We start from the raw sequence: 11780 nt of genomic DNA on the forward strand, positions 1-11780 counted from the left end.
ATAAGCTATTCAGCATAGGAATGACCATGAATCTAGAATTGTTTGCACCTGAGCGTTGTGACAACGTACTGCCTTATGACGGCATTGCGCAGGACTATGGTTTGGTGCTGAGTGCGGAGCATAGTGAGCGTTATTTACGGTATTTTCTGCAACATTTGGCATGGCAGCCTGATGAAGGTCTGCTCTTTGGTCAGTATTATCGGACACAGCGCCAAGTGGCATGGTATGGCGATGAGCAGTATCAATATCGTTATTCGGGAGCAGTTAAGCAGGCACTGCTATGGCAGCCTGCTTTGTGGCGATTGAAACAGCAAATTGAACAATGGGTCGGGCATCCCTTTAATTCATGTTTGGCCAATTTATATCAAGATGGTACGCAGGGCTTGGGTTGGCACAGTGATGATGAGCCGAATTTAGGCAGACACGCTGTCATTGCATCTTTGAGTTTGGGGGCAACCCGTAAATTTTGTTTTCAGCATAAACACCGCGCCAACAAGGTTGAGCTACTGTTGCACAGCGGTCAGTTGTTGGTCATGCGTGGCACGACGCAACACCATTGGAAACATGCCTTAATGAAGTCCAATAAAATTATACAACCCAGAATTAATCTGACCTTTCGCTATTTTCACGCGGCTACTGAATAAGACTTGATTTAGCACTCTAAATCCTTATTCAGAAATAAATTTTAATTGTATTTAAATTCAGTGCTTTAATGTGTCGATAACCTAAAAATTTAAGAGAGCTCTATATTAAAACTGGTATTCAGTACTTCCACCTGTTTTTCAATTTGCTCTGCATTGTCCTGCAAAATTTCAATCAGCTTTTGCAAATTGACAAATTCAAAACGGTTTTTAGATGCCAACAGCGTCAAGGCATAAGGCGCATCTTTCGATGAAAAACGAATCGGTACAGATAAACCTGCAATTTCTGCATCAAGTTCGCCGTTAGAAAAATAATAGCCTTGTTTTTTGATTTTGCGCATTTGCTGCAAAAAGTCATCTTCATCTTGTGCAAAATTGACTTGTGCCAATTCGTTAGAAAAACGTTGGTAATAGTCTAAAATTTTAGCTTTAGGCAGATGTGCCATAATAATTTTTGGCGATGAGCCGACATAAACAGGACGTGGGCAGCCGCGACCATAAGACAGCAAAGGCGTATCTTTAAAGATTTCGTGATGCACATCAATGCAGGAATCTTGATTGAGTTGGGTCAGCAAACAGCAAAATTCAGTACGTTCCGCAATTTTTTTCATAAACGGAATACTGATGGTGACCAATGGATCGGTCGTGCGAGAGATAAAATCCAATACTGCAATTTTTGGCCCTAGGGTGTAATCTCCCGATGTGCCACTCATGCGCTGCAACAACTCTGCCGAAACCAACTCTTTTAAATAGCGGTAACTGGTGGGCTTAGATAAACCGAGTTCCTCACTAATGGTATCTACATTAATGACAGGACGTGCGGTTGAAAATAAGTCTAAGACTGTGAGAATCTTGCCAAAGCTAGACAGTGCCATGCGGATTTACCCATTCACACCAAAAGGATGGTGTCACTTTATATCAAAAAATCGCCAGACCAATAGACTTTTTACAGATGGTCTTAGGCATTCTAACGATCAATGTCCCAATTCTTTTGCATTTGTCGATGTTATCTATTCAGAAATAGGATTTAAGGCTGAATGCCGTGAGGCTCACGATACCAGCTTTCAATCAATAGTGCTGCGGCAAGACTGTCGGCTGCGAGCTTTTTGCCACGCCCTTGGGCTTGATAATGATCAAGCTCATCACGTGCTTCACGTGTGGTTAGGCGCTCATCGACCATTAGGGTGTTGATATTGCTTTGATGGCGTAAGCGTCTGGCAAACTTACGTGCACGGGTAGACAGTTCCGACTCGCTATCATCCATATTTAAAGGTAAGCCCACTAGAAATAATTGTGGCTGATGTTGCTTGATGATTTTCAGCAAGTTTTCCCATTGTGGAATGCCATCTTTCATGGGGAAGAGGGCGAGTGGGGTCGCACTTTCAATTAGTGCCTGCCCCACAGCCATGCCCATTTTTTGCGTACCGAAGTCAAATGCCATGATAGTTTGGGCTTGTGTTGTTTCAGGCATGACCAATCTCTGAAGATAACCATGTTGGATCTACGCCCATTTTACGATAAGCGGCATCCCAACGGTCGTCATAAGGTAAATTGAAAATCAAGTCCATGTCCGATTCACAAATGAGCCAATCGCCACGGGCAATTTCTTGTTCCAGTTGCTGTTTGCCCCAACTGGCATAGCCCAAGGCAATTTGGTAACGTCCAACGCCTTCGTTGTGGGCAATCGCATCTAAAATATCTTTAGAGGTGGTGATACAGACATTTTCACCAACAGCGATAGATGAATGCCAAGTTGGCTGCCCTGTGTGTAAAACAAAACCTGCCTCAGGTCGTAATGGACCACCTTGTAGAACTTCGTGAGGATGCACATTATCTGCGTCTATATCTAAATCATTGAGTAATTCTTTGATTTGGATACCCGATGGACGGTTGATAATAATGCCTTGCGCACCGTCTTCATCATGACGTGCCAAATAGATGACGGTGTTTGCAAAAAACTCATCATTCATATCGGGCGGGGCTATGAGACAGCGATGCGTCAGATATTGTTTAGTCACCTAAGCAATTCTCCTTAATCTGAGGTGGTGGCAAACAGAACTGTAAACCGACTTGGAAACGTAAACGAGTTACAGCCAAATCATGCAAATATACATTTCTTAGCTGTACTTATCCCATAAAACCACTGTGATGACAACTTTGCTTTGGTAAAAGTGAGACAAAGGATAAATAAAAGAATAAATTTAAAATTTAGAAAAAATGATGTCATTAAATTTATCTATTTAGTTACAAAGTTGAAGATATAGGAACATAATAATTGATTGCTTTATTATCTTTGTGAGGTGGGTTTGTTAAATGTTTCAGTGTATATTTTTTAATCTACTTTTTTAATTTTAACTAATGTGATTTCTGTTTTTTAATTGCAAAATAGGCGGTTTTACTACATTTAGATTCTCTTTTATTAAATATTAAGTTTGTCTAATGAGTAGTGGTTTTTTAATATAAAAAATCTATAAGTTTGTTTATCTCTTTTGTAAGTTTTGTACTTTAGTGTAAAATTTGTGTTTTTTATAGCTTGATATGTTTCAATAAATATACATAAAATACATATTGAAACAAAAAATGATTGTTTGTAAGATGGTGAAATTTTCATCTTTTATAGCTTTTTTTGATGGTTTAATATGAATTATTTAATAAAGGGAAGTTTGTTTGCTGCTGTTTTTTCAGCTTCAGTTTTTTCTCAAGCAGCAATTTTTGGAACTTATAATGATGAAGGTAATTTGTTTCGCAGTCATTTGAATAATCATTTATCTGAAGATTTAGTTGCTAAATTTAAAGATAAAGTAGATTCAAAAGACGGCGTACTATATTTACTGGAGCAGGCACGTTTATTACAAGTCAATCATCAGTATGAAGAAAGTTTGAATCATTATAAGCAGGCTTTTGAATTTCTAGATAAACAAAAAAGTCGTGCAAAAATTAGTCTGAGTCGGGTCGGATTTAAAGCACTTTCTATGGTGAGTAATGATTCGGTGGTACCTTATTTGGTGCCACCTCATGAACAGGTATTGGCGCATATTTCTCAAGCGAAAAATTATATTTTTTTAAAAAATCTTGAGGCTGCTGCAGTAGAAATGCGTGTTGCACAGGGCATTCAGCGTGAAATTGAACTGGCACATCAGGCTGAGTTTGAAAAGAAAAAAGAGAAAAATACAAAAGCAAATACATCTTCAAATGCCGCATTGCATGTTTTAGATGAGGCATTTGTTGGCTTAGATCCAATTGCGGGCAAGATTAAGAATACTTATCAAAATGCTTATGCTTTTTATATGGCAGCTAACTTGTGGGAAACCTTAGGCGAATACAACGATGCTTTGGTGGATTACAAAAAAGCTTATGAGTTACAGCCTGATGAGCAGATTGCTAAAGATGTAAAGCGTTTAGATCAATTGGTTGCAAAACAAAGTAATAGTAGTGTGCCTGTTATTGTATTTATTGAACAAGGTATCGTTCCACAGAAAATTGAAAATAAGTTAGATATTCCGACTCCAGGCGGCATTATCAACATTGCTTTTGCGACTTATGAACCTAGCACTTATGTTGCACCCAAAAGCCTGAAAGTGAAGCTGAATAACCGAGTTTTGCAAGACAGTTATGTGATTAGTGATATTGGTGCATTGGCTGTTAAAGACTTAAAAGAAAAAGTCGTTGGAACTTTAACAACCCAAGTGATTCGTGCCACAGCCAAATATGCTGCTCAAAAAGAGCTTGGTAACCAATTTGGTGTTTTAGGGCAATTGGCAGGTAACGTGCTCAATATGGCAACCGAGCGAGCAGATTTACGAGCTTGGACAACTTTGCCAAGTAATACGCAAATTGCACGTCTGAACTTAACGCCAGGGATACACAACTTACAGTTATCGTCAGGTAATTTGTCAAGCTCCTCTGTGAAGTTAGATGTAAAAGCCAATGAGACAGTATTTGTTTATGCACATCATGTAAATGACAAAATTACAGCAAGTGTAAGTAGTATTCCACGCCAATAATTTTGAAGAGAACTTTATGAAAAATCAGTTAAAACTCGCATTACTCGGTCTTAGTGCTGCGGCGATGGTTGGATGTACAGCCCCTAATGCTTTGTCTACACAGACAGATGCGAATAACGAAGTAAGTATTCGCACCATTACCAATAACCCAGTCTTAACCACTGAGGTATTTGTTGAGCGTGTGGGAATGTCTATGGCAGGCGACTTAAAAAAGGCATCAATTGCCATTAAAAACCGCCGTTTCAATAACAAAGATTTTAGCTACAAAATCGTATGGGTCGATGCACATGGGGCAGAAGTGAACCCTGAAGGTGCGATTTGGAAACCAATTCAGTTAACGGGTCGAGAGGTGAAGGGCGTGCAATCTTTAGCACCAAATCCATCGGCTGTAGATGTTGTTGTGTATTTAAAGAAATAAGCGAGATAGAGCAATGAATGCAAAGTTAATCATGGCTGTGGTAGCAACTTCTGTTTTGGCAACAGGTTGTGCAACAACGGGTAGTGCAGTGAGTTATGGTGATGCTCAAGCTGTAGAAACTTTAACGAAAGATTTTGGATCGACAGATCTACAAATGATTGCTGCAAAGATGGTGGATGATATGCTGACCTTCCCACCTGTGGTGCAAATGACGCAAACTCGTCGTCCAGTCATTGTGCTTGATCGTATTCATAACAAGACACAAGAACATATCGATACAGAATCTATTACAGATACGATTCAGAACAAATTAATTAATTCAGGGAAGTTTCGTTTTGTAGATATGAAATCTGTCAATGCGATGGCGCAGCAACTTGCCTATCAAAAGCAAAGCGGCATGGTCAATCAAGCGACTGCAGTGCGTACTGGTGGACATATCGGTGCTGAATATATGCTCAATGGCAATCTATCTAGTATTGTAAAAAATGCAGGTGGTAAGAGCGATGTGTATTACAAGTTCACATTTAAATTGCAGAACTTACAAACTGGCATTGTAGAGTGGACAGGCGAAAAAGAAATCCGTAAGGCAGCAAAGCGCTCAACTTTTGGTCTTTAATTTAATCTGAAAGCAACTGCGCTGTGGTAAGCGCAGTTGCTGTTGAAGAATAGAACATGAAAAAAATATTATTTGCAGGCTTATTATCTGGATTACTGTGCAGTCCTGCTTTTGCTGCGATTAAAGAAGTGATTAAAGAGGCAACGGGTAGTGGTCCAACACAACACCAAGCTATTTCTGAAGCATTATTGATTGCAGTTCAATCGGTGAATGGTGCTTCGGTATCGTCACAAATGAATTATGAAGAAACAGTTTCTTTATCTGTAAATAATCAGGGCTGGACATATACGGGTAAAGTTTCACCTGTATTTAGTGTAGCCAATCAAGGTTCGGGTTCTGTCACCAAGTTTCAGGTCTTGAGTGTTTCTGGTGCTAAAAATAATTATCGCGCTAAAGTTCGCGCACATGTGGTGAAGTTTGAATCTACTGTACAAGATCAACACATGCGCCGTATTGCAGTCTTGCCATTTCAAATGGCAGAAAAAAATAACCGCTTAGCCAGCGGTGCTTCTGCTTCTGAGTTTAGTCAAGAATTATCAGATACTTTAGGTACTTATTTGGCACAGTCAGGGCAGTTAAGTGTTGTTGATCGTCATTACATAGATGAAATGCAATTTGAAAATGACTTCCTGTATTGGGATGGTGCACCGCATGAGTTAGCGCGTATTGGTCAAAAAGTAGGTGCTGATTATTTACTCGTGGGGCGTATTAACGATTTGTCAGTTGCTAGCGGTCAACAAATGTATGGGTTAAATGCTGGTGCAGAGCAGGTGCGTTTAACGTGGCGAGTGATTGAAGCGAATACCAGTAAGGTAGTTGCGGCAGGGACTTTTAATCGTACCTTATCGAACTTGATGACACAGAATCTTTTAAATAATAGTTTAAATGATAGTACTGCAGATAAGATTGCCCAAAGTTTAAATCCTGAAATTTTACAGGGTCTTAAACTACAACCTGTGCAATCTTCTAGCAGTCAATTTTATGATACCTCTCCAGGTTATGAAATGACACCTGGTTCAAGTGACCAACCTGTGAAATGGTAAATAATGATTAAGCTTGTTTTAGACCTAAATAAATCCCCCTGAAAATCAGGGGATTTATTTTTTAAGCCTGTTGAAACTTCAATTGGCGTAATTGTTTGGCGTGTTGCAAGGTAGTGTCATTAATTTCAACACCGCCTGTCATGCGTGCCAATTCTAAAATACGCGCATCTTCTTCTAATTCAACAATGGTACTGCTGGCAGGATCGGTCTGACGCTTTTTCACCAAAAGGTGCTGATCAGACTGTGCAGCTACTTGTGCTTGGTGGGTAATACATAAAATTTGAACGTGTTGCGCCAAACCTGCGAGCAAACGCCCCACAATTTCAGCAGTACCACCACTAATCCCGACATCAATTTCATCAAAAACCAAAACTTCAGCTTCGGTTTTTTCGGCATTCATGACTTGCATGACCAAGGCAATCCGCGATAATTCGCCACCAGAAGCCACACGTGCTAATGGCTGAGCAGGAATACCTTTGTTGGCAGTAAACAGTAGTTGAATAAAACTTAACCCCTCCGCAGAAACCTGCTCTAAAGGTTCAAACTTAAATTCAAAATGTGCCTCAGGCAGTGCCAATTGTTTAACTTGCTCGGTTAGTTGTTTAGCGAGCGGTGCAGCTGCTTCACGACGGATATCATCTAAATGTTGTGCTTTGGCTAAGAAGTCCTGATGTGCCACTTCGACTTGTTCTGCCAAAGTTTCAGGATCTTCCAGTTCATGTAAAGCCGTGAGTTCGGCTTGCCAAGTATCAAATTCTTGTTTTAATAATTCAGGTTGTGTGCGGTATTTACGCGCTAAACGATGAAAGACTTCTAATTTTTGATTCAGTTCTTCCATGCGTTCAGGGTCAAAGCTTTGACGATCAATAAACTGACGTAAATTGGCTGTCGCATCATCTAATTCACTTTGCGCATTTAACAATGAGTTATAAATTTCTGATAATTGTTCACTTCGTCCCGCATGCGATTCCAAGCGGCGAATAATCGAAGCAATTTCCTGAGTGATGTTTTGCTCGGCTTCGTCCAAGGCATTTAAGCTATAACTGCAGTCCTGCATGATATGTTCATGATGGCTTAGGCGATCAAACTCTTGTTCAATCTCCTTATAATCGATTTGTACCAGTTCTTCGAGTTCTTCGAGCTGTAAGTTTAGAGTTTCGATGCGCTGCTTGCGAGTTGCCTGTGCATCCAGCGCCGCCTGATGCTGTCGGATATTTTTTTGCCAGGTACTATAAGCATCACGTACTGCTTGGGCAGGGGTATAAAAATTATAATAACGATCAAGCCAGTGCTTTGGATAAGGCGGTTCCAACAATTGTTGTTGGCTGTGCTGGCTATATAGCTGTACTAGCAAGCGTCCAATTTCTTTCAGCTCTGACAAACTGCTTGGGCGTCCATTAATCCATGCCTTGCTGCGTCCTGTGGCAAAAATTACCCGACGTAAATGGATTTCACCAGACTCATCATCTAATTCATGTTCTTTTAGCCATTGTGCTTCAGGGCTATTGTTCTGATAACTGAAACTCGCAGTCACATCGGCTTTATCTGAGCCAAAACGCACATAATTGGTATCGGTACGTTCACCTAAACAGGCAGAGAGTGCATCTAATAGTAAGGATTTACCGGCACCTGTTTCCCCTGTTAGAACGTTAAAACCTGTTTCAATATCCAGTGCTAAGTGGTCGGCAAGGGCAAAGTTAATCAGTGTTAAATGAGTCAGCATAAACGCATCCAAGCTGCGAAAAGTGTCAGTGAAAGAGAGTTAAGTTTTGGAAATGCCATAACAAGGCTGTTATTTTCGTCTGTTTAATTCTAGCTTAAATTGCAGCACAAACAACAAAAAATGTACCCGATAAGCATCCTATATAAAACGCAAGACTCGTTGACCATTTCATTTGATAGTCATCAAATTGCAGTATATTCGCTTAGGAAGTTTTTAGGTGCTGCCTGATCGGGTGAAACTTAAATGATACACATACTATTTGTGATCTGTTTCACATTCAGATTTAGCACTTTAGTGGGGAAGAATCTAGAGCAGAGTACTTTGCATGCCTCTGGCATTGGCTTAGACTGTGCTGTCAGCGTGTTGCATGCTGCGTATTGAAACATTGTTCAATTTACGCAAAGCCCACTGTAAACACAGATTGATTAGTTCTGAGGACAGAATTAAACTACATCAGTCAAAAATATAAAAACGCGTTACCTGGAGAATACGCATGTCAGCTCAGTTTGATCATGTATCAGTTGTGAAAAAGTCGAATGTCTATTTTGGTGGGCAATGCATCAGTCACACGGTGCAATTTGAAGACGGTACCAAAAAAACCTTAGGGGTAATTTTACCGACTGAACAAGCCTTGACTTTCGAAACGCATGTACCTGAACGTATGGAAATTATTTCAGGTGAATGTCGTGTCAAAATTGCCGATAGCGAAGAAAGTGAATTATTCCGCGCGGGTCAATCGTTCTATGTGCCTGGCAATAGCCGTTTCAGCATCGAAACCGATGAAGTGCTCGATTACGTGTGCCACTTAGAAGGCTAATCAGCCGATAATAGGGTATTGAATTAAGATTTCATTTTTCTCCTGCTTGAGCACCCAATCAAGCGGAATTGAATCAAGAAATTTTCACCCGAATCGGTTAAACTAGATCTTATTGAAATCCTGTAAAGTCAGCTTTGCAGGATTTTTCGTTTTCGCTGGTTTATTGGTGCATTAATTAGAGGTCGTTCATGGCAAAACCTGAATATTATTATGGCGTTCACTCGGTGGAGTCATTATTGGAGCTTGAGCCAGAGCGCGTCTTAACTCTTTTTACCTTAAAAGGGCGTGATGATCAGCGTTTACAAAAGATTTTAGAACTTGCCGAACCATTTGGCATTAGTGTGCAAAAAGCCAGCCGTGACAGCTTGGAAAAACTGGCAGGTTTGCCTTTTCACCAAGGAGTGGTGGCTGCAGTACGCCCACATCCAACTCTGAATGAAAAAGACTTGGATGCCTTGTTGCAGGCTGATAGCAAGCCTTTACTTTTGGCGCTCGACCAAGTCACCGACCCGCATAACTTGGGTGCGTGTATCCGTACTGCCGCTGCGATGGGGGTTACTGCCGTGATTGTGCCGCGTGATCGTTCAGCAAGTTTGACCCCAACTGCACGCAAAGTAGCTGCAGGTGGTGCAGAAAAAGTCAAATTTATCCAAGTGACCAATTTGGCACGTACTTTGGCGCATTTGAAACAAGAGTTTAATGTGCGCGTGGTGGGTACGATGCTGGATGAAAAAGCTTTGCCAATTCAGCAATTTGACTTTACAGGCACAGCAGTATGCGTGGTGATGGGCGCAGAAGATACAGGTTTACGCCCAATTACCCAGTCACAATGTGATCAAACCGTATTTATTCCAATGGCAGGAAATCTGCAAAGTCTGAATGTCAGTGTTGCAACAGGTATGGCCTTGTATGAAGCTTGTCGTCAGCGTCAGGCTTAATTGCTGATTTTGTATTTGCTATTTTATTGATGCTTTCAACACCGTGATTCGTCTATCTCCCCAAAAGCAAGGTTATGCTTTGATGCTTGTTACCATGTGCATTTGGGGTGGTTTTACCCTAACTGCTCGGCTGAATGCACAATGGCAGATCAGTGCTTGGGATATTACCGCCTTACGCTTTGCTTTGGCTTTTTGTATTTTAATGCCGATTCTTATCTGGAAAAAAGATACGGCATTTTTATGGAAAAAAGAGCCTTTTATTTTGGCAATGATTGGTGGAGTGGGCTATTGCCTGACTGCGTATAGTGCTTTTCATTATGTACCTGCTGCGCATGCTGCCATTTTTTTGAATGGCTGTATTCCTGTTTGTACCGCCATTGCTGCTTGGATGTTATTTCGAGTGCCTTTTGACCGCCATACATGGATCAGTATTGTAATTATGCTGACCGCCATTGCGGGTATGAGTGCGCTGATGTATCAAGAAACAGGTGTTGCCTTTGGACTTGGGGATGGACTGTTTTTTATCAGCGCTATTTGGTGGGGTGTGTTTACGGTTTTATTAAGACAATGGAAGCTTTCCGCTTGGCATGCTATGGCGGGTGTCGCAATTTGGTCGGCAATCGTCTATGTCCCGATTTACGTACTGTTTTTCCCGAAACAACTCAGCACACCTGAACCGATTCATTTATTGCTGCAAACTATTTTTCATGGAGTGTTTGTGGTGATCATCGCAACACTTAGCTATGTCGAGGCAATTAAGCGTTTGGGAGCATTCAAAACTGGCAGTATTGTGACCTTGGCGCCGTTTATCGCTGCGATTCTTGCTGTCCCTTTATTGGGTGAACCTTTGAGTTTAGCAATTTTATGTGGCTTGGTGGGTATGGGGATTGGTGCTTTGCAACCTTGGCGTTGGTGGGCCCGACCTGACAGCTTAAAAGCTCAACTTGAACAGCAAAAACAACAGTCAGATTAATTTGCTTACTGCATCGCTCGCTTTAAATACTGCTGATGCAATACTTCAAGTTTGCTATACAAATGATCTAAATGCCCATCATTTAGCACAATGTCATCGGCTAGGCGTTGTTTTTCAGCACGTGGCATTTGTGCTTGAATAATTTTATGAATTTGCTCAACCGTTTGACCATCACGTTGTGAAGCACGGTGAATTTGTAGGGCTTCAGTAGCATCAATCAATAATGTATGTCGGGTCAATTGATGTTGATTGGTTTCAAACAAGAGTGGTGAAACCAAAACCACATAGGGACTGTCGGCAGTATCTAATTGTTGAATAATCGATTCACGAATTGCAGGGTGGGTGATTTTTTCAAGTGCTTGTCGTGCACTTGGTTCTTTGAAAATGTGTTCACGTAATGCGCGACGATCTAGTTCGCCATTTTCAAGTAAAACCCAATCGCCAAAGTGTTGTTGAATTTGCTTTAAGGTAGGCTGTCCTTTTTCAACTACTTCACGTGCAACAACATCCGCATCGACCACAACAATGCCTTGGGTCTCGAACCACGCACTGGCTGCAGACTTGCCACTGCCAATTCCTCCTGTTAGACCCAAAACAAAACGCATGT

Annotated in this window: 13 protein-coding genes; 8 read left to right on the forward strand and 5 right to left on the reverse strand. The window is 41.0% G+C overall.

What is annotated here, in order from left to right:
• Positions 1 to 26: 26 nt before the first annotated feature.
• Positions 27 to 644 (forward strand): alpha-ketoglutarate-dependent dioxygenase AlkB family protein, encoded by a 618-nt coding sequence (locus AC07E5_RS09150; protein WP_179989689.1) that lies wholly within the window; start codon positions 27 to 29, stop codon positions 642 to 644.
• A gap of 89 nt (positions 645 to 733) precedes the next feature.
• Here AC07E5_RS09150 and AC07E5_RS09155 read toward each other — a convergent pair whose 3' ends face one another.
• From AC07E5_RS09155 to AC07E5_RS09165, 3 genes are all read right to left on the reverse strand, one after another.
• Positions 734 to 1516, reverse strand: coding sequence for an IclR family transcriptional regulator (locus tag AC07E5_RS09155; RefSeq protein WP_180060574.1), 783 nt, complete (start codon positions 1514 to 1516; stop codon positions 734 to 736).
• 152 nt (positions 1517 to 1668) lie between these two features.
• A complete protein-coding gene (gene ruvX, locus AC07E5_RS09160; protein ID WP_104852952.1) occupies positions 1669 to 2112 on the reverse strand; it encodes a Holliday junction resolvase RuvX in 444 nt (147 codons plus the stop codon).
• Positions 2105 to 2659 (reverse strand): YqgE/AlgH family protein, encoded by a 555-nt coding sequence (locus AC07E5_RS09165; RefSeq protein WP_004975844.1) that lies wholly within the window; start codon positions 2657 to 2659, stop codon positions 2105 to 2107. The genes ruvX and AC07E5_RS09165 overlap by 8 nt, the downstream gene beginning before the upstream one ends.
• 621 nt (positions 2660 to 3280) lie before the next feature.
• Between AC07E5_RS09165 and AC07E5_RS09170 the strand changes: the two genes are divergently transcribed.
• From AC07E5_RS09170 to AC07E5_RS09185, 4 genes are read left to right on the forward strand one after another with little or no spacing between them, the layout of a single operon-like run.
• Positions 3281 to 4645: a COG3014 family protein gene (locus AC07E5_RS09170; protein ID WP_154321119.1), complete on the forward strand. Its 1365-nt coding sequence runs from the start codon at positions 3281 to 3283 to the stop codon at positions 4643 to 4645.
• A 16-nt stretch (positions 4646 to 4661) separates the two neighbouring features.
• Positions 4662 to 5063, forward strand: a complete 402-nt coding sequence (locus AC07E5_RS09175; RefSeq protein ID WP_004975847.1) for a DUF1425 domain-containing protein — start codon at positions 4662 to 4664, stop codon at positions 5061 to 5063.
• 13 nt (positions 5064 to 5076) lie between these two features.
• Positions 5077 to 5679, forward strand: a complete 603-nt coding sequence (lpoB, locus tag AC07E5_RS09180; RefSeq protein WP_004975849.1) for a penicillin-binding protein activator LpoB — start codon at positions 5077 to 5079, stop codon at positions 5677 to 5679.
• A 56-nt stretch (positions 5680 to 5735) separates the two neighbouring features.
• A complete protein-coding gene (locus AC07E5_RS09185) occupies positions 5736 to 6722 on the forward strand; it encodes a CsgG/HfaB family protein (protein WP_004975851.1) in 987 nt (328 codons plus the stop codon).
• A gap of 61 nt (positions 6723 to 6783) precedes the next feature.
• On the opposite strand, the gene recN is transcribed toward AC07E5_RS09185, so the two are convergent.
• Complete coding sequence (recN, locus tag AC07E5_RS09190) at positions 6784 to 8445, reverse strand: DNA repair protein RecN (RefSeq protein ID WP_180111240.1); 1662 nt, start codon at positions 8443 to 8445, stop codon at positions 6784 to 6786.
• Positions 8446 to 8938: 493 nt separating this feature from the next.
• On the opposite strand from recN, the gene ppnP reads away from it, so the two are divergent.
• The 3 genes from ppnP to AC07E5_RS09205 all read left to right on the forward strand — a co-directional run bounded on the left by ppnP (position 8939) and on the right by AC07E5_RS09205 (position 11173).
• Positions 8939 to 9262 (forward strand): pyrimidine/purine nucleoside phosphorylase, encoded by a 324-nt coding sequence (gene ppnP / locus AC07E5_RS09195; RefSeq protein WP_004975854.1) that lies wholly within the window; start codon positions 8939 to 8941, stop codon positions 9260 to 9262.
• Between the two features lie 188 nt (positions 9263 to 9450).
• Positions 9451 to 10200: a 23S rRNA (guanosine(2251)-2'-O)-methyltransferase RlmB gene (gene rlmB / locus AC07E5_RS09200; protein WP_004975856.1), complete on the forward strand. Its 750-nt coding sequence runs from the start codon at positions 9451 to 9453 to the stop codon at positions 10198 to 10200.
• A gap of 82 nt (positions 10201 to 10282) precedes the next feature.
• Positions 10283 to 11173 (forward strand): DMT family transporter, encoded by an 891-nt coding sequence (locus tag AC07E5_RS09205; protein WP_416652797.1) that lies wholly within the window; start codon positions 10283 to 10285, stop codon positions 11171 to 11173.
• A 5-nt stretch (positions 11174 to 11178) separates the two neighbouring features.
• On the opposite strand, the gene coaE is transcribed toward AC07E5_RS09205, so the two are convergent.
• Positions 11179 to 11778, reverse strand: a complete 600-nt coding sequence (coaE, locus tag AC07E5_RS09210) for a dephospho-CoA kinase (protein ID WP_004975860.1) — start codon at positions 11776 to 11778, stop codon at positions 11179 to 11181.
• Positions 11779 to 11780 lie beyond the last annotated feature (2 nt).

It is taken from the genome of Acinetobacter seohaensis (assembly GCF_056431365.1).

Excerpts from the sequence above, each read along its gene's own strand:
- ppnP (WP_004975854.1), top strand. The coding sequence starts at position 8,939 with ATGTCAGCTCAGTTTGATCATGTATCAGTTGTGAAAAAGTCGAATGTC.
- AC07E5_RS09185 (WP_004975851.1), top strand. The coding sequence starts at position 5,736 with ATGAAAAAAATATTATTTGCAGGCTTATTATCTGGATTACTGTGCAGT.
- AC07E5_RS09155 (WP_180060574.1), bottom strand. The coding sequence starts at position 1,516 with ATGGCACTGTCTAGCTTTGGCAAGATTCTCACAGTCTTAGACTTATTT.
- rlmB (WP_004975856.1), top strand. The coding sequence starts at position 9,451 with ATGGCAAAACCTGAATATTATTATGGCGTTCACTCGGTGGAGTCATTA.
- AC07E5_RS09175 (WP_004975847.1), top strand. The coding sequence starts at position 4,662 with ATGAAAAATCAGTTAAAACTCGCATTACTCGGTCTTAGTGCTGCGGCG.
- AC07E5_RS09205 (WP_416652797.1), top strand. The coding sequence starts at position 10,283 with ATGCTTGTTACCATGTGCATTTGGGGTGGTTTTACCCTAACTGCTCGG.
- coaE (WP_004975860.1), bottom strand. The coding sequence starts at position 11,778 with ATGCGTTTTGTTTTGGGTCTAACAGGAGGAATTGGCAGTGGCAAGTCT.
- AC07E5_RS09170 (WP_154321119.1), top strand. The coding sequence starts at position 3,281 with ATGAATTATTTAATAAAGGGAAGTTTGTTTGCTGCTGTTTTTTCAGCT.
- recN (WP_180111240.1), bottom strand. The coding sequence starts at position 8,445 with ATGCTGACTCATTTAACACTGATTAACTTTGCCCTTGCCGACCACTTA.
- AC07E5_RS09150 (WP_179989689.1), top strand. The coding sequence starts at position 27 with ATGAATCTAGAATTGTTTGCACCTGAGCGTTGTGACAACGTACTGCCT.
- ruvX (WP_104852952.1), bottom strand. The coding sequence starts at position 2,112 with ATGCCTGAAACAACACAAGCCCAAACTATCATGGCATTTGACTTCGGT.
- lpoB (WP_004975849.1), top strand. The coding sequence starts at position 5,077 with ATGAATGCAAAGTTAATCATGGCTGTGGTAGCAACTTCTGTTTTGGCA.